Annotated in this window: 22 protein-coding genes and 1 riboswitch; of the genes, 20 read left to right on the forward strand and 2 right to left on the reverse strand. The window is 36.7% G+C overall.

The window, feature by feature from the left end:
• Positions 1 to 34 precede the first annotated feature (34 nt).
• Positions 35 to 169, forward strand: a riboswitch (FMN riboswitch).
• A gap of 162 nt (positions 170 to 331) precedes the next feature.
• Positions 332 to 916, forward strand: coding sequence for an ECF transporter S component (locus ACQ5H4_RS00335; RefSeq protein ID WP_430772978.1), 585 nt, complete (start codon positions 332 to 334; stop codon positions 914 to 916).
• Between the two features lie 42 nt (positions 917 to 958).
• Here the strand turns inward: ACQ5H4_RS00335 and ACQ5H4_RS00340 are convergent, their stop codons facing one another.
• On the reverse strand, positions 959 to 1,207 hold the full coding sequence (locus ACQ5H4_RS00340) for a ferredoxin (protein ID WP_066047499.1): 249 nt from the start codon (positions 1,205 to 1,207) through the stop codon (positions 959 to 961).
• Positions 1,208 to 1,451: 244 nt separating this feature from the next.
• Between ACQ5H4_RS00340 and ACQ5H4_RS00345 the strand changes: the two genes are divergently transcribed.
• From ACQ5H4_RS00345 to ACQ5H4_RS00400, 12 genes are all read left to right on the forward strand, one after another.
• The gene (locus ACQ5H4_RS00345) at positions 1,452 to 2,501 is read left to right on the forward strand and encodes a YpbB family protein (protein WP_430772979.1); all 1,050 of its coding nucleotides are present in this window, start codon (positions 1,452 to 1,454) and stop codon (positions 2,499 to 2,501) included.
• On the forward strand, positions 2,498 to 3,997 hold the full coding sequence (locus tag ACQ5H4_RS00350) for a RecQ family ATP-dependent DNA helicase (RefSeq protein WP_430772980.1): 1,500 nt from the start codon (positions 2,498 to 2,500) through the stop codon (positions 3,995 to 3,997). Before ACQ5H4_RS00345 ends, ACQ5H4_RS00350 begins: the two co-directional genes overlap by 4 nt.
• Positions 3,990 to 4,592 (forward strand): CPBP family intramembrane glutamic endopeptidase, encoded by a 603-nt coding sequence (locus ACQ5H4_RS00355; RefSeq protein WP_430772981.1) that lies wholly within the window; start codon positions 3,990 to 3,992, stop codon positions 4,590 to 4,592. The genes ACQ5H4_RS00350 and ACQ5H4_RS00355 overlap by 8 nt, the downstream gene beginning before the upstream one ends.
• Positions 4,585 to 5,280 carry a LysM peptidoglycan-binding domain-containing protein gene (locus ACQ5H4_RS00360; RefSeq protein WP_430772983.1) on the forward strand — a complete coding sequence of 232 codons (696 nt, stop codon included), beginning with the start codon at positions 4,585 to 4,587 and terminating at the stop codon, positions 5,278 to 5,280. Before ACQ5H4_RS00355 ends, ACQ5H4_RS00360 begins: the two co-directional genes overlap by 8 nt.
• Before the next feature lie 96 nt (positions 5,281 to 5,376).
• On the forward strand, positions 5,377 to 5,835 hold the full coding sequence (locus tag ACQ5H4_RS00365; RefSeq protein ID WP_430772984.1) for a YpbF family protein: 459 nt from the start codon (positions 5,377 to 5,379) through the stop codon (positions 5,833 to 5,835).
• A 79-nt stretch (positions 5,836 to 5,914) separates the two neighbouring features.
• The gene (locus ACQ5H4_RS00370; protein ID WP_430772985.1) at positions 5,915 to 6,547 is read left to right on the forward strand and encodes a CBS domain-containing protein; all 633 of its coding nucleotides are present in this window, start codon (positions 5,915 to 5,917) and stop codon (positions 6,545 to 6,547) included.
• Between the two features lie 62 nt (positions 6,548 to 6,609).
• Positions 6,610 to 7,002 (forward strand): hypothetical protein, encoded by a 393-nt coding sequence (locus ACQ5H4_RS00375; RefSeq protein ID WP_430772986.1) that lies wholly within the window; start codon positions 6,610 to 6,612, stop codon positions 7,000 to 7,002.
• A 17-nt stretch (positions 7,003 to 7,019) separates the two neighbouring features.
• A complete protein-coding gene (locus ACQ5H4_RS00380) occupies positions 7,020 to 7,802 on the forward strand; it encodes a metallophosphoesterase (protein WP_430772987.1) in 783 nt (260 codons plus the stop codon).
• Between the two features lie 81 nt (positions 7,803 to 7,883).
• On the forward strand, positions 7,884 to 8,792 hold the full coding sequence (locus ACQ5H4_RS00385) for a MerR family transcriptional regulator (RefSeq protein WP_430772988.1): 909 nt from the start codon (positions 7,884 to 7,886) through the stop codon (positions 8,790 to 8,792).
• An 84-nt stretch (positions 8,793 to 8,876) separates the two neighbouring features.
• A complete protein-coding gene (locus ACQ5H4_RS00390; protein ID WP_430772989.1) occupies positions 8,877 to 9,455 on the forward strand; it encodes a genetic competence negative regulator in 579 nt (192 codons plus the stop codon).
• 275 nt (positions 9,456 to 9,730) lie between these two features.
• Complete coding sequence (locus ACQ5H4_RS00395) at positions 9,731 to 11,008, forward strand: Glu/Leu/Phe/Val family dehydrogenase (RefSeq protein ID WP_119708969.1); 1,278 nt, start codon at positions 9,731 to 9,733, stop codon at positions 11,006 to 11,008.
• Between the two features lie 76 nt (positions 11,009 to 11,084).
• On the forward strand, positions 11,085 to 12,050 hold the full coding sequence (locus ACQ5H4_RS00400) for a YpdA family putative bacillithiol disulfide reductase (protein WP_430772990.1): 966 nt from the start codon (positions 11,085 to 11,087) through the stop codon (positions 12,048 to 12,050).
• 32 nt (positions 12,051 to 12,082) lie between these two features.
• Here ACQ5H4_RS00400 and ACQ5H4_RS00405 read toward each other — a convergent pair whose 3' ends face one another.
• Complete coding sequence (locus ACQ5H4_RS00405; RefSeq protein ID WP_430772991.1) at positions 12,083 to 13,051, reverse strand: asparaginase; 969 nt, start codon at positions 13,049 to 13,051, stop codon at positions 12,083 to 12,085.
• A gap of 141 nt (positions 13,052 to 13,192) precedes the next feature.
• Here ACQ5H4_RS00405 and prsW point away from each other — a divergent pair, with 141 nt between their 5' ends.
• The 7 genes from prsW to ACQ5H4_RS00440 all read left to right on the forward strand — a co-directional run bounded on the left by prsW (position 13,193) and on the right by ACQ5H4_RS00440 (position 18,853).
• Positions 13,193 to 13,885, forward strand: a complete 693-nt coding sequence (prsW, locus tag ACQ5H4_RS00410; RefSeq protein ID WP_430772992.1) for a glutamic-type intramembrane protease PrsW — start codon at positions 13,193 to 13,195, stop codon at positions 13,883 to 13,885.
• A gap of 131 nt (positions 13,886 to 14,016) precedes the next feature.
• Positions 14,017 to 15,081: a spore cortex-lytic enzyme gene (gene sleB / locus ACQ5H4_RS00415; protein WP_430772993.1), complete on the forward strand. Its 1,065-nt coding sequence runs from the start codon at positions 14,017 to 14,019 to the stop codon at positions 15,079 to 15,081.
• A gap of 13 nt (positions 15,082 to 15,094) precedes the next feature.
• The gene (gene ypeB, locus ACQ5H4_RS00420) at positions 15,095 to 16,447 is read left to right on the forward strand and encodes a germination protein YpeB (RefSeq protein WP_430772994.1); all 1,353 of its coding nucleotides are present in this window, start codon (positions 15,095 to 15,097) and stop codon (positions 16,445 to 16,447) included.
• Between the two features lie 100 nt (positions 16,448 to 16,547).
• Complete coding sequence (locus ACQ5H4_RS00425) at positions 16,548 to 17,210, forward strand: flagellar brake protein (protein WP_430772995.1); 663 nt, start codon at positions 16,548 to 16,550, stop codon at positions 17,208 to 17,210.
• Between the two features lie 54 nt (positions 17,211 to 17,264).
• On the forward strand, positions 17,265 to 17,447 hold the full coding sequence (locus ACQ5H4_RS00430) for a YpfB family protein (RefSeq protein WP_430772996.1): 183 nt from the start codon (positions 17,265 to 17,267) through the stop codon (positions 17,445 to 17,447).
• 150 nt (positions 17,448 to 17,597) lie between these two features.
• A complete protein-coding gene (gene cmk / locus ACQ5H4_RS00435) occupies positions 17,598 to 18,275 on the forward strand; it encodes a (d)CMP kinase (protein ID WP_430772997.1) in 678 nt (225 codons plus the stop codon).
• Positions 18,272 to 18,853: a lysophospholipid acyltransferase family protein gene (locus tag ACQ5H4_RS00440; RefSeq protein WP_430772998.1), complete on the forward strand. Its 582-nt coding sequence runs from the start codon at positions 18,272 to 18,274 to the stop codon at positions 18,851 to 18,853. The genes cmk and ACQ5H4_RS00440 overlap by 4 nt, the downstream gene beginning before the upstream one ends.
• The last annotated feature ends 31 nt before the right edge of the window (positions 18,854 to 18,884 follow it).

Here is an 18,884-nt window from a genome sequence, read left to right on the forward strand (position 1 = left end):
ATTCAGCTATAATTATGTAGAAAATATAATATTGGTCTATCTTCGGGGCAGGGTGTAATTCCCGACCGGCGGTAATGAGTGTAAACTCTAAGCCCGCGAGCCTGATTTTTGGGCAGGATTTGGTGAGATTCCAAAGCCGACAGTATAGTCTGGATGGGAGAAGATGGAGGTTCTGCAGACGTTTAAAAATGAGAGTTTTGAACGTTTATTAAGCGTGACCTCTAAAACATCTCCCTCAAGCGACTCGCTTGAGGTTTATTTGTTAATGAGGTACGTGATGCTGAACCTTTCTTCTTTAGGTGAGATGGATCCTAAAAAAGGAGAGAGGGAAATGAAAAGATTCAACGTAAGAACACTTGTAATGATTGGAATGTTAAGTAGCATCTCATATGTATTAATGCTTCTTAATTTTCCGCTTCCACCTTTTCCACAGTTTTTAATGGTGGATTTTAGTGATGTGCCAGCTTTGATTGGTGCTCTAATACTCGGACCAGTTGCTGGAATATTGATTGAGCTTCTAAAGAATGTACTTGATTACTTTTTAACAGGAAGTGCAACTGGAGTTCCTGTTGGCCATGTTGCAAATTTTGTTGCTGGTATTCTGTTTATTTTGCCAACATACTATATTTATCAAAAAGTGAAATCTTCAAAAGGTATGACATTTGGCTTAGTAGTAGGTACCATATCTATGGCAGTTCTTATGAGTGTGCTTAACTATTACATTATTTTGCCTGCTTATACATTCTTTTTAAATACGCCTGCTATGTCTGGCGAAGAAACAAGGCAAATGATTGTTACGGCCATACTTCCTTTTAACCTCGTTAAGGGTATATTAATATCAGTTATTTTTATGCTTCTGTTTGCAAGAATGGGAACATGGATGAACAAACAAAAAGTGCAAAGCAGAGCAGCATAGTCATAAAAAAGCAACGGCAAAGCCGTTGCTTTTACTTATTTACTATTCGAATTTAAGAGCGTCTCCATCAAATGCTTCATCAGCTACTTTAATAGAATCTGTTGGGCAGCCTTCGAACGCATCCATCATATCGTCTAATAGTACGTCTGGAATTTCAACGATACCTTGGTTATCGTCAAGAGTAACAAATGCAATGCCTTCATCATCGTAATCGTAAATGTCAGGTGCAGCTGCTCCGCAAGCACCACATGCAATGCAAGTTTCTTTGTCTACAATTGTGTATTTTGCCATGTAAAATACCTCCCAAAAATTAAACAAGTATATTTTATCATTCCCAAATGCATTAGGAATGCATCCCTCATATCTTATTGTAAAACTGAATGGTCAACATTTCAATAGAAAAAGTATTGAGAATGCTTATCATATAAGGGTTTGACCATTTATGGCATTTTTTATTCATTAAATGCGACTCATTTCATGCTACAATAATAGACATAAAAATACAAAAAAACCTACGTAGCGAAGGTGAAGTGAATTGATAAATATTCTTGAACAGGTCGTTCTCTATTGTTTATCAAAACTGGGTAGAGAAAGAAGCAGCTCAAGCGTGTTTCATTTATTAAATGGTAAAAAATCATCTCAAACCATACAGGACTCACATCTTTTTCAATTAGATTCCTTTTTTCATACAGCGCATCATTTAACAAGAGAACAATATGACAGCATTATAAGCAAATTAATAAAACATGAACTTATGTATATTTCTAGCGATCAGCAGATTGTCGTTAGCGAAAGTGGACAACTTTTGATCAATAAATTGTATTCAATGTATCCATTCTTGAAAAATTTGCAAGGAGGAAAATATCACAATTGCATGCAGTTTTGGGAAAGATTATCTTTGCTCGTCCAAGTATGCTCTAATCAAGTTAATAAACAAACAAGCTATATACCAGTTCAGAAAAATAAAGATACTCAAAATTGGATTAAGCATTTATTTGCAACATCGGTAGGAAACAGCAAAGACTTTCCTCATCAGTTGCTTAAGGAATTACAGTCATTATTGGAGTCTTCAGAGCTAGAGGTTGACCCAAGCGTATTAGTTGCAAGATTTTCGGGATTTCAATCAATAGGGTTAACGGAAATGCAAACGATAGAAATGCTTGGGATTGAAGAGAACAGCTATCGATTTCAATTTCAAGCCTTGCTTCATTATTTAATGAGGTCAATCGAGGAAACCCCTACAGCCTTTCCGTTATTAGCTAGAATGGCAGTTACAGATAAGCTTCATCAACTAACAGTTTCTGCAAAAAAAACATTCGAATTAATACAGAGAGGAAAAGGAATTGTAGAGATTGGCCGAATAAGAAAACTAAAAGAAAGTACGATTCAAGATCATATAGTTGAGATTGCCCTTTTCGTTAATGGGTTTAATATTGACCGATTTGTTGAAGAGCCACTTCAGGAAAGGATAAAAGAGGCGATTCAAAAAGCATCGTCAAAGCAGTTGAGGAAAATACGAGAAATAATAGATGTAGATTATTTCCAAATTCGATTAGTGATTGCGAAATTTGGTGACCTACTATGATGTTAGAGAATGAATTAAAAACACATTTTGGATACGATCAATTTAAAATAGGTCAAAAAGAGATTATTGAAGAATTATTACAAGGAAAGAATGTCCTTGCAATGCTTCCAACTGGAACTGGTAAGTCACTTTGTTATCAACTACCCGCTTATCTTATGGAAGGTGTTGTGATAGTGGTTACCCCGTTGCTTTCATTGATGCAGGACCAAGTTGAACAGATGATGGCACGTGGTGAAAAACGAGTGGTAGCGATCAATTCTTTTCTAGAACGTGAGGAGAGAGGTAGTGTATTTGGTCGTTTGCATACGTATAAGTTTATTTATATCTCACCTGAAATGCTAATGAATGAATTTGTTGTTTCACAACTAAATAAGTTAGTAATCAGCCTATTTGTGGTAGATGAGGCACATTGTATATCGCAGTGGGGTTATGATTTTAGACCTGATTATTTAAAGTTAGGTGACATTCGTGAAGCTCTTGGAAGTCCTCAAACGATTGCTTTGACTGCCACAGCAGATCAGGAGGTTCGGTCCGATATTGTAAGAACTTTAAAGCTAGAGGAGTGGGAGGAGTTTGTTTCCTCTGTTGACCGTCCTAATATTAAAATGGTCGTAGACTTTGTGCATGATGCAAGGGAAAAACTTGAAAGGCTGTTGGAGTGGGTATCTTTTTTACAAGGTCCTGGGATTATCTATTTTTCTAGTAAAAAATTAGCCGAAGAAGTAGCTGTTATGCTAAGAGATAGTGGCGTTCCAAGATCAATGGCGTATCACGGTGGGCTTGACCAGGAAAGTAGAATACTTATTCAGCAGCAATTTATTAAAGGGCAGCTTGATGTAATTTGTGCCACTAGCGCCTTCGGAATGGGAATCAATAAAGAAAATGTTCGGTTTGTCATCCATTTCCATATGCCCTTACAGCTAGAGTCTTACTTACAGGAGATTGGGAGAGCGGGAAGGGATGGGGAGAATAGCATATCCATTCTTTTGTATTCTCCTTATGATGAGCAACTTCCATACCAATTAGCAGAAGGAGAGCTTCCTACAGAATATCAAATTCGTTGGCTGTTTCAACATTTTGGAGACCAACTGCTTGATGAGTGGGAAGAAATGGAGGAAACCATTCGACATATTGGAGGATTTTCGGATACTTCCTGGAGATTAACAAAGGATTTTCTCCGTAGTCTATCTAACAGTATGGATTTAAAGTTAGAGGAAGAACGGTTTATAGAATATGTTGACAATAGAAAAAAGCATAAAAGGAAAAAGATAGTGGAGATGTTGAACTGGATTCAGTCGAAAGAGTGTAAGCGCAAGAAAGTTCTTTCTTATTTTGGAGAAATCACCCACGTGACCATTGACGATTGTTGTTCTGTGTGTGGAATAGTTTACGATCACTACAAAATCAAGTGTTCAGAAGTAGTAGAGAATTGGCCTTTTCAGTGGAAGGATTATTTGAAGGGCTTGCTTACGAAGAGTGGGACTAGTTATGAATAATAAATATGAAGAGTTGATTGATGAGTTATCAGACAAGGAATTGTTAAAACATCTATACATGACACAAGTCATACTTGGGGTCCTTTCCATAGTTATGGGGTATTTTTTATTTGACAGTCTAAAGCCCTTTCTAGATCTCTTTGACTGGAACGACCCTTTTATCTGGTGGGTAGGGATTCCTGCAGGATTACTTATCGTATGTATTGATGCAATGTTTATGAAATTCCTTCCCTCCTCTTATTATGATGATGGAGGGTTAAATGAGAAGTTGTTTTCAAAGAGAAAAGGATGGGAAATTCTCTTTATTTCAGTGATTGTTGCCACAAGTGAAGAGATTCTTTTTCGAGGGATTATACAAACTCATTTTGGACTAATTGTATCTAGCGTTATTTTTGCTGTTATCCATTATCGCTATCTATTTAATTGGTTTCTCTTTTTAAATATCACTCTGCTCAGCTTCTTTATTGGAGTTATATACGAGTGGACTGGAAATCTCCTAGTGACTATTGCGATGCATTTTGTCATTGATGCGTTATTGGGATTTATTATCAAAAGAAAAGAGAGGATAAGAGAGGAAAGTGAAAGAAATGAATAAAGAAGAGCCTATTAGAGATCAAGCAGAAAAACTTCGTAAAAGGATGAAGGATGTTGATCTTAAAGTAGAGTCGTCACAAGACGGAAAGGCTACCCTTTCAAATGATAAGCTTCCACCAAGGAGTAGAGTTCATAAACAAAAACAATTGAAAAAAAAGACAAAGATAAAAGTAAAGTATCCTCTCATACGCTTGCTAGGTATGTTTTTTATCTTATTACCAATCGTAATTTTTAGTATTTACACATATAACGATTCTCAAAAATCATCAGTAAGTACGACGGTTGAAGAAAGTAAGGGAGCAGAGGCTGTATATTATACAGATGCAGAAGAGGAGGTAGCGGTAGAGGAGGAAGAAAAAACGGAAACGGAAGAAGTCGTGACCGACGAGAATGTGGAAGCAGAAGGAGATACAGTTGAAGAATCAGTAAATGCTGACCAAGCTAATAGCAGCGAAACTGCTCAAGGAACAACAACAACTCCTGAAAGCACAACTAACTCAACTACAAAAGTAGAGCCAGTGGATCAAACCGTTGTTTACCATAAGGTTCAGCCAGGAGAAACTGTATTTAGAATCGCTATGAAGTATTATAAATCACAGTCTGGTATTGATATTATTAAGAAAGCAAATTCATTGTCAACAAACGAAATAACAGTAGGACAAACCTTAACCATACCGCTAAGTAAGTAATGGGGCTTTGCCATATAAATGGCTGAGCTCTTTTTTTGTAATCATCATAAAACATCGGACAAGTTCATATTTATTTGATAAGGGAGGGTAGAAATAATGGAATCTGAAATTTTATTATTGGACAATCGAACGGATCAGGCTACCAGGCAAATGTTACAGAAAGTGATAGATAAAAAAAGAAAGTTTGATAAATTGAAGCTTCGTCATTTACTTGTGATGTGGACGACCATTTTTCTCTGTTTTATTTATTTTTACTATCTTTATAAAGTGGTATTAACACCTTACTCATATTCTTTTGCAGCCATGTTTTCAGTTTTTGTTGATCAATCAAGTAACCTCTATATGCTAGTCATCATTGTAGGATTATATGGATTTATGAATTTACTTCGAGAAAAGCGTGAGAAAGCCGAAAAGGAATACCATGCACTTCGATGTGAAATCATTGATAAAAGTAAAGACCTTTGGAAAAAAGAAGATGAGTGGAAAAATCGTCACAAAGTATTTGAAATGATGAAGAAAAATTTTGACATAAATCTTTATCATGAAAGTAAGTAGGGGTTGAAAAAAAAGGATTCTTTGACCTTATTGTCGAATAAATTATGGAAGCCATTTACTCTTTCCTGAGGTGATTGACATGTTCGTAAAAAGTATTATGATACCAAAGCATCATTGTCATGTTGTTTCTCATCAAGACTCTCTGCTGAGTGCGCTTACTAAGCTTGAGGAAGAACAAATTGATGGGTTGCCCGTGTTAGATGGACACACTTATGTAGGAACGGTTACAAGATACAGCATTTATGAAAATTACTTTAAAAGCCAGCAAACAAAAGATGATTATTTAACAAATACAACCGTCTCTCAAATTGCAACACATCAAGATCGCTTTTTGGAAGGAAATGAAATCTTTGAGAATATATTGTTGGATTTAAAGGATTACCCCTTAGTGGCGGTAGTTGATGAAAATCGAAAGTTTTTAGGGGTTGTCACTCGTTCTGATTGTTTAGAGCAATTCGGTTCAGCGTTTGGCGTTCATCGCTCAGGAATTCGTATTGCATTTACCTCTGTGGAAACAGAGGGCAGGATTGCAAAATTAGCAGAAATTGCTCATCAATTTCATGAGCAAATTATTTCATTAGTAACTTTTGATGAAACGGATAAATTGGTTCGACGAATTGTCTTGAAAGTTGAAAAAAATAATAACATTGACAAGTTTGTGAAAAAGCTAGAGGATTTTGGATTTCGTATTCTAAACATATATGAAGACTAATTGTAAGATAAATGTGTAACAAGTTTGATTCCTCTCATACATTGTTTATGGGAGGGATTTTTATGTTTGTGAAAAAACTCATGAAACTTTTGTTCGGATATATATGTGGATTATTATTTATCGTATGGATACCTATCCATTTTCCAAATACTTTATCTGATATTATTGTAGAGGTTGTATTGAGTCCTGTTCCTTTTATTGCTTCTATTTTAGCGTTTTTTATTGGATTTTTAATAAATGCTGATTTAATTAAGAACGTTATTGAAATGTTGGTTGTTAGCAGGTGGCGGGGGAGGTTGTTAAAGCTTGAATGTCTCTTGCTTTTTTTTGTGTGTTTAAGTTTTTATTTTTTATCAATGGTCTCTCTATGGCCAGCTGTTGCTTTTTTTTGTTTCTCATTGCTTTATGGTATGATTTCATTAGATTACGAGCTTCTTCGTGAAAGTAAAGAATAATATAAAGTGGAGGATATATGGAGTTCCTATTTTATGCGTTAGTGTTTGTAGCTGTCTCTCTCCTTATTTTTATGTACAAAGAGGCATTTCGAAATAAAGTTCAAACCCATCATTTTACTTTTTCAGAGTTTCCTAAGAGCTTTGGTGAACTAAAGCTTTTTTTTATATCAGACATTCATAAGCGCATGATCTCTGACAAAATAATACAGGATGTGAAATCAAAAGGACAGGTAGACCTAGTAATCATTGGTGGTGACCTGCTTGAAAAAGGAGTCGATTTCCGGAAGGTAAGACAAAATCTTGCCCTTCTCAAACAGTTGGGACCATTGTATTTTGTTTGGGGAAATAATGATTATGAGGTTGACTATCATGAGCTAGATGCTTTGCTTCTTGATAACGGAGTGAAGATATTAGATAATACAGCGGTTTCCTTTGAATCAGAAGCAGGGGAAGTGATGGTCCTTCTTGGAGTTGATGACCTTCAATTAAAGAGAGACCGGTTAGACTTAGCACTTCAGGATGCTAAAGAGGAGGGGTTTCGGATACTCGTCAGCCATAATCCCAGAATCACGGAAAAAATACAGGTGAAAGATCGGATCTCGTTAGTGTTGAGTGGTCATACACATGGAGGTCAAATTAGAATATTTGGGTTCGGACCATATGAGTTAGGGGGATTCCGAAAATTAACAAATACCTCTCTTTTTGTAAGTAATGGCTATGGGACGACAGCTGTGCCCCTAAGATTAGGAGCAAGAGCTGAAACGCATTTTATTTTTATTTTCAATAAAGACACAGACTGATGTTAGCCTATACAAAGTTTACACATATTTTATATGAACTGTATAATGTGAGTAAGTTACGAGTTATACGGAGGAAAGACAATGGTGACAGAAGAAGGAAAATATAATATAAAAGCGGTCTCAAAAATGTTAGGAATTCAAGCAGGAACGCTACGTGCTTGGGAAAGGCGCTATCAGATGGTAGCGCCAAAAAGAAACGAATCGGGACACCGTCTATACACAGAAGAACATGTAAGGATATTAAGATGGCTCCAAGACAAAGTGTCTAAAGGGTTTACCATTAGTCAAGCTGTTACTTTACTTGAAAATAATGAGGTTGAAGAAAAAGAAGGTATTCTACATGTTCAAATAGGTGGAGACCAATCAAATGCCATGGCGGACAAGTTACTTCAATCACTACTTGCCTTTGACGAAAAGACTGCACACGATATCATTAATCAAGCATTTAGTTTGTTTACAGTAGATAAGGTAATGGTAGATATTTTGGGCACATTGCTGGTGAAAATTGGTGACTTATGGGAAAATTCTAAGATTACCACCGCACATGAACACTTTGCTTCATCTATTCTCCGATCAAGAATTGGTATGATCTTGCACTCCTTTCCGCATAATCCGATGATGCCAAAGGCCATTGCAGTGTGTGGGCCAGGTGAGTGGCATGAACTTGGCCTACTCATCTTTACGTTATTTTTAAGACGTAAAGGATTTGAGGTGATTTATTTGGGAGCAAGTATAGCAGAGAAAGATATCGATGAGGTTATTAAGATTGTAAAACCAAAATTTATCTTCTTTTCTTGCACAATGAAGGAAAATGTTAGAGGAACGCTACAACTCACAGAGAAATTGATAAAGAACTACGAAGACATACATATTGGATTAGGTGGGTTTGCATTTGATACCATTTCTGAAAAAGAAAACGTCAAATATCAGGAACACATTATAGGTACCTCGCGTAATAAGTGGGATAGTTGGTTAAAAACTAGAATGTAAGAAGGAATATCGATTAGACAATTCACCTTCCTGCAAGAATGTCATAAACTAAACAAACAGTTGTTCACAGCAGGGGGCTTTATAATGCGCTTAGAACGATTAACATATAATAAAATTAAAATATTTTTAACTATTGATGATTTATCTGAAAGAGGTTTAACAAAAGAGGATATTTGGAAAGATTCTTTAAAGTGGCATCAATTGTTCCATGAAATGCTTGAAGAAGCTAGTGAACAATTTGATGTGGATATACAAGGAACGGTTGCGGTAGAAATCTTTACGATGCATACTCAGGGTATGGTCATGATTGTCACGATGGATGAGGAAGAAGAAGATACCTCTTTAGTGGATTCTTTTTATGATTTACAGGTAAGTGTAAAGGAAAAGCAGGACCTGATTTATGAATTTACCAATATTGAGTATGTAATTCAAGTGTCTCATCAGCTTAATGTACTCGGCTTTACTGGGGGAAGCTTATATGTAATGGATGACAGGTATTATTTTTGTATAGAAAATGTAGAGGACTGTAACTTCACGTTAGTGGCAGTTGTTCTATCTGAATACTCAAACCCTACTCTTGAAAGTATCCATCGCATAAAGGAGTATGGGAAAACAGTGATTGATCAGAAAGCGGTTGAGACTATTGTCCATTACTTTAAGTAATGGTCTGTCTCTGCCGTTTTTTTTCTAAAAGAATATCTTGAGATGAAAAACAGACACTAGTAAATAGTATTTAAACAGAAGGTGGAAAACCCCATTTAAGGCTGATAAGGGAAGTGAAAAAATACAGAAAATTCCCTAAATAACAACGATGGTAGCGTTTTCAAAAAATATATTAAAAATGTCAAAAAATTTTCATTTATTATTGCATAAATTACCTAAAAGTGTATACTATGTCATGAATGGGACAACATTGTTAGTGATTTTAGGAGGGTAAAATAGTGGCCGAAAAAGGGACTACAAACATAAACCATGAAGAAAAGCTTGATGTGCTAAGATCGACTCAAACCGTTATTCACAGTGCATTAGAAAAGCTTGGCTACCCTGAAGAAGTATATGAACTATTAAAAGAACCAATGAGAATGTTAACAGTAAAAATCCCAGTAAGGATGGACGATGGGTCAGTAAAGATATTTACAGGGTATCGTGCACAACACAATGATGCTGTTGGGCCAACAAAAGGAGGAATTCGTTTCCATCCAGGTGTAACAGAAAAGGAAGTAAAGGCACTTTCTATTTGGATGAGTTTAAAATGTGGAATCGTTGACTTACCATATGGCGGAGGTAAGGGGGGCATTGTGTGTGACCCTCGTGATATGTCATTTCGTGAACTAGAACGCTTAAGTCGAGGCTACGTTAGAGCGATTAGTCAGATTGTTGGACCAACAAAAGATATACCGGCGCCAGATGTGTTTACAAATTCACAAATTATGGCTTGGATGATGGATGAATATAGTCGAATAGATGAATTTAATTCTCCAGGTTTTATTACTGGAAAACCACTCGTACTAGGTGGTTCACATGGTAGGGAATCGGCAACAGCAAAAGGTGTAACTATTTGTATAAGAGAAGCTGCTGCGAAAAAGGGTATTAATATTGAAGGTGCACGTGTGGTTGTTCAAGGATTTGGAAACGCAGGTAGCTATCTGTCAAAGTTTATGCATGATGCAGGTGCAAAAGTAGTGGGTATCTCCGATGCGTATGGAGCATTACATGATCCAAATGGATTGGATATAGATTATTTATTGGACAGACGTGATAGCTTTGGAACAGTTACAAAGCTATTTAATAATACGATTACGAATAAAGAGTTGCTTGAATTAGACTGTGACATCTTGGTTCCTGCAGCCATTGAGAATCAGATCACAGAAGAAAACGCTCATAATATTCGCGCGAAGATAGTTGTTGAAGCGGCAAATGGTCCAACGACACTCGAAGCGACTAAGATCTTAACGGACAGAGGGATTTTACTTGTACCTGATGTGCTTGCTTCTGCGGGTGGAGTTACCGTGTCTTATTTTGAGTGGGTCCAAAATAATCAAGGGTATTACTGGACGGAAGAAGAAGTAGAAGAAAAGTTAGAAAAGGTTATGTGTAAATCTTTTAATAATATATATGATACTGCACAAACTAGACGCGTAGATATGCGCTTAGCAGCATATATGGTTGGTGTAAGGAAAATGGCTGAAGCATCAAGATTTAGAGGTTGGATTTAATGATTTATATTTGAAAAGAAATAAAAAATCTCCTATCATAAAATGATGGAGATTTTTTTGTTTAGGAGAGAGAGCGATGCAAATAGAAGATGCAATTATTATTGGTGGAGGACCGTGTGGCTTATCAGCGGCAATCGCATTGAAAAAAATTGGGAAAAATCCGCTAATTATTGAAAAAGGAAATATAGTGAATGCGATTTATCATTATCCTACACACCAAACATTTTTTAGTACGAGTGAGAAGTTAGAAATTGGAGATGTTCCTTTTTTAACAGAAGAATACAAACCAAGAAGAAATCAAGCATTAGTATATTATCGGGAAGTAGTAAAAAGGAAAGGTTTACGGGTGTATCCGTTTGAAAAAGTAACAAGAGTGATAAAAGAAGATAATATGTTTATCGTTAGCACCGATAAAAAGGAGTACGCTGCAAAATATGTGATTGTAGCAACTGGTTATTATGATCATCCAAATTTGATGGGAATTCCAGGTGAGGATTTACCTAAAGTTTCTCATTATTTCAAAGAAGCCCACCCTTATTTTGATCAAGATATTGTTGTCGTTGGAGGAAAGAACTCAAGCGTTGACGCTACGATCGAGCTTGTAAAAGCAGGTGCAAGAGTAACCGTTATTTATCGTGGGAAAGATTATTCTCCTTCTATTAAACCATGGATTCTTCCTGAATTTGATTCACTCGTTCGAAATGGTGTCGTAAAGATGGAATTTGAAGCAGAGTTAAAGGAAATTGAATCTGAAAAAGTAACTTATCACAAACATGGCAAAGTGTATAGCATAAAAAACGACTTTGTGTTTGCTATGACTGGTTATCATCCAGATCATAGCTTTCTTGCTCAAATGGGAATAGAAATTGATCGTGACACTGGAAGGCCAAGGTATAATGGAGAAACGATGGAAAGCAATATTAACGGCATTTATATTGCAGGTGTATTAGCGGCTGGAAACAATGCGAATGAAATTTTTATTGAAAACGGCCGCTTCCATGGAGAGCAAATAGCTCAATCAATAGCTAATAAAGAATCGTAAGAAATACCGGGCAAATGTTTGCCCGGTATTTCTTATTGAAACATGTGATCTAGTTTTTTTATATCGGTAGTCGTTTCTAAAGTAATCATCAATTTAATTCTAGCCTTTTGCCCATTAAGACCTTTAGAGAAAATGACGCCCAAATCCTTAAATTGCTTTCCACCGCCTTCATAGCTATAAACATCTTCCGCTAGTCCATTAAAGCATCTTGAAACAAATACAACCGGTATTTTATTTTCGAGCAAAAGCTTAATACCATGAATAGTTGCAGGTGGAAGATTTCCTTGTCCTAACGCCTCAATGACAACACCGTCAAAATGTAAATCGTTTATCGCATAAAGGAGGGAAGAATCCATTCCGGCATGAGCTTTAATTAGTACCACACGTTTAGAAATGTTCTCCACATGATACACTTCTCTTTTCTTTGGTGAGTGGTGAAAGAAAACTCCTCTTTTTGTCACAGTCCCAATGGGTCCATACTGCGGGCTTTGAAAGGTAGATACATTGCTTGTATGAGTCTTTGTTACATTTACTGCCGTGTGTATTTCGTCGTTTAACACCACTAGAACTCCATTTCCAACTGCTTCTTCACTATTTGCTACTTTTAATGCTGAAAGTAAATTATATAGACCGTCTGAACCAACTTCGTTACTTGACCTCATTGCCCCTGTCAAAACAATCGGTATGCTTGTCCGTATCGTTAAATCTAAGAAATAAGCAGTTTCCTCTAATGTATCAGTGCCATGTGTAATCACAACTCCGTTAATTTTATCTTCCTTTATATAAGATTCAATAATTGTTCTTAACTGCAGCATTTCTTTTGCCGTTATATGGGGTGAGGGCAGCTGGAAAGGCTCCTCAATGATTAAATTCGCAACCGACAAAAGCTCCCTTGTTTTATCGACAATTGGATTTTTTTCGCCCGGTTTTACAGCTCCTGTTTCCGTATCCTCACTCATTGATATCGTCCCGCCTGTGTGGATAACAAGTAAATTTTTCATAAGAACCTCCCGTTAAATGATCCTGTTAGAATCATACCTATATGAAAGCTACTTCGTCTACATGAAACGTCAAAAATATAGATTTTCTTTCTTAAGAACTCATGATACGATGGAAGAAACGAATGGAAAAGAGGATAGCAAATGCTAGGGATTTTTTCTGCTGGGATAGCTCCTGGCTTAGCTCTTCTTAGTTATTTCTACTTAAGGGATGAGTACGGGTCAGAACCAATCTCAGTGGTTTTACGTACATTTATATACGGGGCACTGCTTGTATTTCCAATTATGTTTATTCAATATGTGATTGATGTAGAGCATTTGGTTGTTTCTGATTTTTTAAATGCCTTCTTTACGACAGGGTTTTTGGAAGAATTTTTCAAGTGGTTCATCCTTTTTTATGCAATCTATCAACATGTTGAATTTGACGAACCGTATGATGGAATTGTATATGGTACTTCTGTAGCACTTGGGTTCGCAACAAGTGAAAATATATTGTATTTGTTGGCAAATGGGGTCGAGCACGCTGTGGGTCGAGCGCTATTACCTGTTTCAAGTCATGCGCTTTTTGGTGTGTTAATGGGCTACTATTTAGGAAAAGGGAAATTTACAAAAGAGAAAAAAGGGAAATGGCTCCTTTTTTCACTGTTTCTTCCTGTATTTTTTCATGGTATTTATGATTATATATTAATGTCTTTTGAATACTGGCTGATCTTTATACTGCCATTTATGATTTTTTTATGGTGGCTTGCTCTCCGTAAGGTGAAGAGTGCGAGACACTTGAGCGGAATAAAAGCAACTAATGATGATATACACATTCAAAACCCCCTTCAATTATAAAATTGAGAGGGGTTTTATTTTGTCTTTCGATTCTTATTTAAGAAGTTTCTAGTAGCTTTTTGCATAAAAAACCAACCTCTACAAAAAATAGGATTAATGTTAATAAGATTTACATCTGGGGGTTGCAAACGATGAACAAAAAAATTTTATTAATGAAAGTTGCTACAATCTTCTTTCTAACACAAGTTATTATCCCCTTTACAACAAAGGTGGATCAGGTTGATGCCTTCACCAATCAAGTGATTCAACAAGGGGCAGTAGGTGAAGATGTTATTGAACTTCAATCACGTCTTCAGTACATCGGTTATTATAATGGAAAAATTGACGGTGTATTTGGATGGAAGACGTATTGGGCTCTAAGAAACTTTCAGTACGAATTTGGACTACCAATCGATGGACTTGCTGGTCCAACAACAAAGCAGAAATTAGTAAAAGCAACAAAGTACAATGAACAATTTGTTAAGGAACAAATAAATAATGGAAACAAATTTACTCATTATGGTGGAGTAGATTTAGCAAAGCAAAAAAAGCCTAACCCGAAAGCAAATAAGGCGCAGCCGAATAAGAATCAAGGAACGGCAACAGCAAAAAAACCAACAGCAAAAAACCAAGCAAAGGCTCCAACTGCACAACAACCGAAACAAAATACAACAGCTGAACAAAGTAAACAGAATACAACAGCAGCTAAGAAGCCGCAAAATAATAATACGGCAGCAAAGAAACCTGCTGCACCACAAGGAAATGCTGCACCACAAGCAAATGCTGGAAACCAAGCAGGACCAAAAGCAACAGCTGCAACACCACCAAAAAAACCTACAGCAGCTAATGTACCAAGTGGTTTTTCACAGAATGATATTCAGTTAATGGCAAACGCTGTGTATGGAGAAGCAAGGGGAGAACCTTATATTGGTCAAGTAGCGGTGGCGGCTGTCATATTAAACAGGGTGCAAAGTGCTACATTTCCTAATACGGTTTCAGGTGTTATCTTTGAGCCAAGAGCGTTTACTGCCGTTGCAGATGGCCAGATTTGGTTAACCCCAAATGAAAGCGCAAAAAAAGCAGTTCTGGACGCCATGAACGGTTGGGATCCGACTGGTAATGCCATCTATTATTTTAACCCTGACACGGCGACAAGTGGATGGATTTGGTCTAGACCACAAATTAAGCGCATCGGAAAGCATATATTCTGTAAATAGGGGTGAGGTCGAATTGATTAGAACAATCTTAATAGGTGTTTTGGTGCTCGGGGTAGCAGGTACAGCTTTTTGGGGCTACCAAGAGCATCGTGAAAAAAATGCCGTACTCATTAATGCTGAGAACAACTATCAAAGAGCGTTTCACGATCTAAGCTATCAGGTAGATTTACTGAATAATAAAATTGGAACTACATTAGCTATGAATTCAAGGGAATCATTATCGCCTTCTTTAGCAGAGGTTTGGAAAATAACATCTGATGCTCATAGTGATGTTGGTCAACTTCCGTTAACGCTTCTACCTTTCAACAAGACGGAGGAGTTTCTCGCGAAAATTGGTGATTTTAGTTACCGTACTGCAATTAGAGATTTAGAGAAAGAACCATTAACGGGTAAAGAGTACCAATCATTGCAGGACCTGTATAAGCAGTCAGCAGAGATACAAGGTGAATTGCGAAAGGTACAGCATATGGTTTTAGAAAATAACTTACGCTGGATGGATGTTGAACTGGCTCTAGCATCAACTGAAGAGCCTTTAGATAATACAATCATTGATGGCTTTAAGACCGTTGAGAAAACGGTTGAAGGATATGGAGACACAGATTTTGGACCTGACTTTGTGTCTTTAAGTCAAAAAGAAGACAATGAGTTTAAATACTTGCAAGGGAAACAAGTAAAAGAAGAAGAGGCCGTCCAAATTGCAAAAAAATATGCAGCCTTTGGAAATGATGTGACTGTTAAGGTTACGGAAAGTGGGAAAGGTGCAAGTACGGGTTTTTATAGCATTTCTGTACAAAAGAAGGGGACGAATGAAGAAGCAAATATGGATGTCACGAAAAAAGGTGGTTATCCAATTTGGTTTATCTACTCTCGTGATGTAAAAGAGCAAAAAATAAGTCTAAATGATGCTAGTACGAAAGCGATTCAATTCTTAAAGGATACGGGCTTTGAAAATTTAGATCTATTTGAAAGCACACAGTACGATAATATTGGAGTATTTACCTTTGTTACAAATGAAAATGATGTTAGAGTGTATCCGGATTCTATTAATGTAAAGGTAGCATTGGATAATGGAAATATTTTAGGCTTTTCTGCTGATGATTATTTACGTTCTCACCATGTGAGAGATATTCCTAAGCCAACTCTATCGGTGGAAGACGCACAAAAGAAAATTAACCCAAGTGTTAAGGTGATGGAAAATAGACAATCTATTATTATTAACGATATGAACGAAGAAGTACTGTGTTATGAATTTATGGGAACACTAGGTGATGACACGTACCGTATTTTCATTAACGCAGATAGTGGGATCGAAGAAAAGGTCGATAAGCTAGAAAATGCCGAGGAAGTATATGAGGATGTTGTCTAAGGAAAAGCGCCTGCTTTTCCTTTTTTTTAGATTCGTATTGCGTCAATGAATGAGTTCATGTCATAATTTGTGTGACAAGTTTTGACAGGATGTGTGATGTATGTTGAAAATAGGCACTGTAATTATGCTTGAGTTAAAATATGGAGATAAATTAGATAAATTTAAATGTAAGGTTGTCGAACAAAAAGAAAATCAAATCTATATCGATTATCCAATTAATATGGCAACAGAAAGAACGGTCTTTCTAATTGATGGGACACAGTTAAAAGGTTCGTTTGTTTCTCAGGACAATAACTCCGTCTTTTTATTTGAATCTGAGGTTTTAGGTAGAACGAAGCAGAATATTCCCATGCTTATTCTTTCTTATCCTGGTGATGAGCACTTGGTAAAGGTTCAAAGGCGTCAATATGTAAGGGTCGAAACTACTGCAGACGTAGCAGTACATCCAACAAATTCAGAGTTTAAGCCATTTACAACTGTTACAGATGATATAAGTGCAGGCGGTGCAGCAATCCTTATCAACGATAAACATGGAATCCTCGCTGGTCAAACCCTTCAATTATGGGTGGTACTTTCTATGCAAAGCGGAGAAATTCATTATTTACAAGTAAGAAGTAAAGTAGTAAGGCTTATTCCTTTAGATGACAGTCGTAAGAAGGCATCATTACAATTTGTTGATATGAGTCCACAGGACCGTCAACTTTTGCTCCGTTTTAGCTTTGACCGCCAGTTGCTTCTAAAGAAGAAGGGACTCGAAACTTGAATAAAATAGTCATAAATTCCCTATAATAGTACTGATATTATGGGAGGAAGTGAAATGGTGAAGACGTTTGAACGTATTATTGTTAAGATCATTGTCATTCAGTTTCTTTTCCTTATCGGTGCACAGTTTTTCTTTCATCAGTTAAGCATTTTTCCTGAGTTGAAAATTATTACAAAATACGAAGGTGTTAACAAAAATAATTTTACGGATTTTCTAGAAACCTTTAATGGGAAATGAAAAGCAGGGAGCGCTCCTGCTTTTTTTGTTTTTTGCAATATTATTAACAAGCTACGAACAAGTATATGCTAAAATATATAAGGAATCATTCGTTTATGATTCAAATTGCACAAACTAACCATATTGAAGTTCAAACAACTAGGAGGACATATGAGTAAAATATCTATCGCAATCGACGGTCCTGCTGCTGCAGGAAAAAGTACTGTTGCCAAAATAATAGCTGAGAAACTCTCATATATTTATATTGATACAGGTGCTATGTATCGTGCAATTACATATAAAGCTTTACAGTCTAATTGTGAGCTTACCGATGAGAGTGCCCTTCATGAGCTTTTAGCAAATACAACAATTGACTTGTTGCCAGGTGAAAAAGGACAACTTGTATTTCTTGACGGCCAAGAAGTTACAAATGAAATTCGATCTGCCGAGGTGACAAATCAAGTCTCTATCGTGGCAAAACACCGATTAATTCGAGAAGAAATGGTGAAAAGACAACAGCAATTCGGTGCGAGTGGGGGAGTAGTTATGGATGGTCGAGATATTGGTACACATGTCCTTCCCCACGCTGAAATCAAAGTGTTTCTTCTAGCAAGCGTTCAGGAAAGAGCGGAAAGAAGATATCAAGAAAACCTTGAAAAAGGATTTCCAGCTGACTTAGAAATGCTAAAACAGGAGATTGCGGCTAGAGATAAATTAGATTCTGAGCGAGAAGTAGCACCTTTAAAAAAAGCGGATGATGCAGTAGAGATAGATACCACTTCCTTATCGATTCAAGAGGTAGTTGAGAAAATCTTAGCATTAGCAGAAGAAAGGATAGGATCCTATTGACGGTATATACTTTTGCACGATCCGTTGTAAACATGATCTACAAGCCTTTGTATCGTATAGAGACAATTGGCCAAGAAAATATTCCTAAAGTAGGATCAGTTTTACTTTGTTCCAATCATATTTCAAATTTTGATCCAATTGTCGTAGGAATAACAACTCCCCGACCGGTGCATTTTATGGCAAAAGAGGAGTTATTTCGAGTTCCTTTATTTGGAAAGTTCGTCCCTTATTTGAATGCATTTCCTGTAAAAAGAGGGATGAGTGATCGTGAAGCACTTAGGAAAGGGCTCGCTATCCTTAAAGAAGATAGTGTTCTTGGTTTATTCCCAGAGGGAACTCGAAGTAAGACGGGTGAGTTAGGAGAAGGGTTAGCCGGTGCTGGATTCTTTGCAACAAGATCCGAAGCGCTAATTGTCCCTTGTGCAGTTATTGGCCCATATAAAGCATTTAATAAGTTAAAAGTGGTTTATGGTAAGCCAGTTGACTTTTCAGAATATCGTAAAAATAAAATATCAGCAGATGAGGCTACAAAAATCATTATGGAAGAAATCAGAAAACTGATTATTGCGAACAAATAGGGAGTATCTCGCTTGACAAAAGTGGCCATTT

It is taken from the genome of Bacillus coreaensis (assembly GCF_050586445.1).
In the GTDB taxonomy this organism is placed as follows: domain Bacteria; phylum Bacillota; class Bacilli; order Bacillales; family Cytobacillaceae; genus Robertmurraya_A; species Robertmurraya_A coreaensis.

Coding starts and splice junctions, on each gene's coding strand:
- sleB (WP_430772993.1), top strand. CDS start 14,017: ATGAACAAAAAAATTTTATTAATGAAAGTTGCTACAATCTTCTTTCTA.
- ACQ5H4_RS00365 (WP_430772984.1), top strand. CDS start 5,377: ATGGAATCTGAAATTTTATTATTGGACAATCGAACGGATCAGGCTACC.
- ACQ5H4_RS00380 (WP_430772987.1), top strand. CDS start 7,020: ATGGAGTTCCTATTTTATGCGTTAGTGTTTGTAGCTGTCTCTCTCCTT.
- ACQ5H4_RS00370 (WP_430772985.1), top strand. CDS start 5,915: ATGTTCGTAAAAAGTATTATGATACCAAAGCATCATTGTCATGTTGTT.
- ACQ5H4_RS00400 (WP_430772990.1), top strand. CDS start 11,085: ATGCAAATAGAAGATGCAATTATTATTGGTGGAGGACCGTGTGGCTTA.
- ACQ5H4_RS00390 (WP_430772989.1), top strand. CDS start 8,877: ATGCGCTTAGAACGATTAACATATAATAAAATTAAAATATTTTTAACT.
- ACQ5H4_RS00335 (WP_430772978.1), top strand. CDS start 332: ATGAAAAGATTCAACGTAAGAACACTTGTAATGATTGGAATGTTAAGT.
- ACQ5H4_RS00430 (WP_430772996.1), top strand. CDS start 17,265: ATGGTGAAGACGTTTGAACGTATTATTGTTAAGATCATTGTCATTCAG.
- prsW (WP_430772992.1), top strand. CDS start 13,193: ATGCTAGGGATTTTTTCTGCTGGGATAGCTCCTGGCTTAGCTCTTCTT.
- ACQ5H4_RS00360 (WP_430772983.1), top strand. CDS start 4,585: ATGAATAAAGAAGAGCCTATTAGAGATCAAGCAGAAAAACTTCGTAAA.
- ACQ5H4_RS00425 (WP_430772995.1), top strand. CDS start 16,548: ATGTTGAAAATAGGCACTGTAATTATGCTTGAGTTAAAATATGGAGAT.
- ACQ5H4_RS00375 (WP_430772986.1), top strand. CDS start 6,610: ATGTTTGTGAAAAAACTCATGAAACTTTTGTTCGGATATATATGTGGA.
- ACQ5H4_RS00340 (WP_066047499.1), bottom strand. CDS start 1,207: ATGGCAAAATACACAATTGTAGACAAAGAAACTTGCATTGCATGTGGT.
- cmk (WP_430772997.1), top strand. CDS start 17,598: ATGAGTAAAATATCTATCGCAATCGACGGTCCTGCTGCTGCAGGAAAA.
- ACQ5H4_RS00385 (WP_430772988.1), top strand. CDS start 7,884: ATGGTGACAGAAGAAGGAAAATATAATATAAAAGCGGTCTCAAAAATG.
- ACQ5H4_RS00355 (WP_430772981.1), top strand. CDS start 3,990: ATGAATAATAAATATGAAGAGTTGATTGATGAGTTATCAGACAAGGAA.
- ACQ5H4_RS00350 (WP_430772980.1), top strand. CDS start 2,498: ATGATGTTAGAGAATGAATTAAAAACACATTTTGGATACGATCAATTT.
- ACQ5H4_RS00405 (WP_430772991.1), bottom strand. CDS start 13,051: ATGAAAAATTTACTTGTTATCCACACAGGCGGGACGATATCAATGAGT.